The 2279-nt window shown below is 30.4% G+C and carries 3 protein-coding genes; all 3 read left to right on the top strand.

The window, feature by feature from the left end:
* Positions 1 to 135: 135 nt before the first annotated feature.
* The 3 genes from ACQCX0_RS02715 (at position 136) to ACQCX0_RS02705 (ending at position 2171) form a co-directional block, all read left to right on the top strand.
* Positions 136 to 1287, top strand: coding sequence for an MFS transporter (locus ACQCX0_RS02715; RefSeq protein ID WP_462562634.1), 1152 nt, complete (start codon positions 136 to 138; stop codon positions 1285 to 1287).
* 63 nt (positions 1288 to 1350) lie between these two features.
* Complete coding sequence (locus tag ACQCX0_RS02710; RefSeq protein ID WP_462562633.1) at positions 1351 to 1965, top strand: MFS transporter; 615 nt, start codon at positions 1351 to 1353, stop codon at positions 1963 to 1965.
* Positions 1962 to 2171, top strand: a complete 210-nt coding sequence (locus ACQCX0_RS02705; protein WP_462562632.1) for a hypothetical protein — start codon at positions 1962 to 1964, stop codon at positions 2169 to 2171. Before ACQCX0_RS02710 ends, ACQCX0_RS02705 begins: the two co-directional genes overlap by 4 nt.
* The last annotated feature ends 108 nt before the right edge of the window (positions 2172 to 2279 follow it).

Below are 2279 nucleotides of genomic sequence, written 5' to 3'. Positions count from 1 at the left end.
ACACTCTTTCCCTACACGACGCTCTTCCGATCTTTAGTAAAAAGATTGTTATTATTATTTCCTTATGTTATACTCAAAAATGCTTCATAAAAAAAATTTATAAAAATTACTTATAAACTTTAAAATAAGGTATTTATGTTTGTACTTTTTTGTATTACATTTATGGATTTACTGGGATTTGGATTAATCTTTCCTTTATTACCGATGTTTCAAGATAAATTTGGGATAACCCCTTTAGAAATCGGAATCATGGTATCTCTCTTTTCTATTCTTACTTTAGTAGGAAATTTAGTTTTTGGAATTTTAAGTGATAGAATGGGTAGAAAAATTATGTTAGTTATTCCAACCCTTGGTATGGGAATTTCTTATTTATTCACTCCTTTAGCTACCACTTATACTACTTTATTATTAGTTAGGTCTTTAACTGGCTTCTTTTCAGGAAATTTTTCCGTATGTTTTGCTGCTGCCTGTGATTTATCTTCTAAAGAAAACAGAGCTAAAGTCATGGGAATGATGAGTGCTTTTTTTGGGCTTGGCTTTATGTTCGGTCCTGCTATAGGAGGATATTTAGTATTTGTAGATTTTAATCATACCTTTCACATTCCTTTTATTGTAGCAGGTGTATGTGCTGTTCTGGCAGGATTATTCGCCTTATGTTTTTTTAAAGAAAGCTTACCTAAAGCAACTAATGAAGAAGCAACAACTAATATTCTGGCACAATTAAAAAATATAGTCCAAAATAAATTAATGCTTGCTAATTTTGCTTTTGCTACGTTATTAATTTTAACTTTATCTGGGTTTGAAGTGTATTTTAGTATCTGGCTGAATATGGGCTTTAAGCTTAATTCCCTACAAATTGGTATATTTTGGACTATATTTGCCGTAGCTTATACCATAGCACAATTTACCATACCCAGATTTTTTTCAGGTATTAAACCTCTCTATATCGGAATGCTAATGTATGTATTAACTTTCTTACTGATGGCTATGTTTACTAAAAACATTACCGTTACTTTAATTTTAGCACTTTTGATTGCTATAATTGATGCCCTCTTATTTCCCAATATTAATTCTAATATTTCCTTAGAGAGTTCTCCCAGACAACAAGGATTAGTGTTTGGCATTGTAGAGGCTGCAACTAGTATTGGACGGATTATCGGTCCTTATATTTTAGGGTTGGTTTTTACTTATAGTAATATCGCTACCTTGTGGCTAACCACAGCTTTTTTTGCTTTTATTATGCTTTTCTTTGTAAAGAATCTTTTTAATAGACAATCTCTTACCTAGCTTTTAAAGCTATACTATTTTTCTTTTACTCTGCTATTACTTTACAATATTAAAAGGTTATTTATGTTTATATTATTTATTATTACTTTTATTGATCTACTGGGATTTGGTATCTTGTTCCCGCTCTTACCAATGATACAAATGCATTTTCAGCTTACTGTTTTAGAAATCGGAATTATGGTATCTACTTTTTCTATTGCTACTTTATTTGGAAATATTATCTTTGGGATTCTTAGTGATAAAATGGGAAGAAAAACCCTGCTAGTACTCCCACCTATTTTTATGGGAATTTTCTATTTTTTAACCCCTTTTGCTCCTAATTACACAATTTTACTAGTCATTAGGGTTTTAACAGGATTTTGCTCAGGCAATTTCTCAGTTTGTTTTGCCACAGGTTGTGATTTATCCTACAAAGAAACTAGAGCTAAAACTTTAGGAATCTTAAGCGTTGCCTTCGGATTAGGCTTTATGTTCGGTCCTGCTATCAGGGGTTTATTATTAGGTACTGCCAATATATCACTATACATTCCTTTTGTGGTAGCCGGTGGTTTATCTTTAACTTCAGGAATCTTAGCTTTCTTACTTTTTAAAGAAACTCTACTTAAGAAAAATCCAGATGAAAAATCTCACAATATGGTAGAAATTAAACAACAACTTAGGAGTATACTAAAAATATGATGATTTCTCTTACTTTAGCTGTTATAATTTCTATTGCCGATGCTCTAATTTTTACAAATATTAATTCTAATATTTCTTTAGAAAGTTCCCCTCACCAACAGGGTTTAATTTTTGGAATAATTGAGGCTGCAACAAGTATCGGTAGAGTCTTATGTCCTTATGGATTAGGGATAATCTTTAGTTATAGTTCCATTTATATCTTATAGTTATTTATAGCATTTCTTTCTTTTATTATGTTGTTTTTTGTAAAAGGATTATTTACTATTCAATCATCAAATAGCTAATTGCTTTTTTAAGATTTTACACTTATAATA

The organism is Candidatus Hepatincolaceae symbiont of Strigamia maritima (assembly GCF_055505085.1).
The sequence above is the reverse complement of the archived record's forward strand: the minus strand, read 5'-3'. Positions and strand labels throughout refer to the sequence as shown.

Bases quoted from the DNA above. Each gene is read 5' to 3' on its own strand.
- ACQCX0_RS02715 (WP_462562634.1), top strand. From the start codon at position 136: ATGTTTGTACTTTTTTGTATTACATTTATGGATTTACTGGGATTTGGA.
- ACQCX0_RS02710 (WP_462562633.1), top strand. From the start codon at position 1,351: ATGTTTATATTATTTATTATTACTTTTATTGATCTACTGGGATTTGGT.
- ACQCX0_RS02705 (WP_462562632.1), top strand. From the start codon at position 1,962: ATGATGATTTCTCTTACTTTAGCTGTTATAATTTCTATTGCCGATGCT.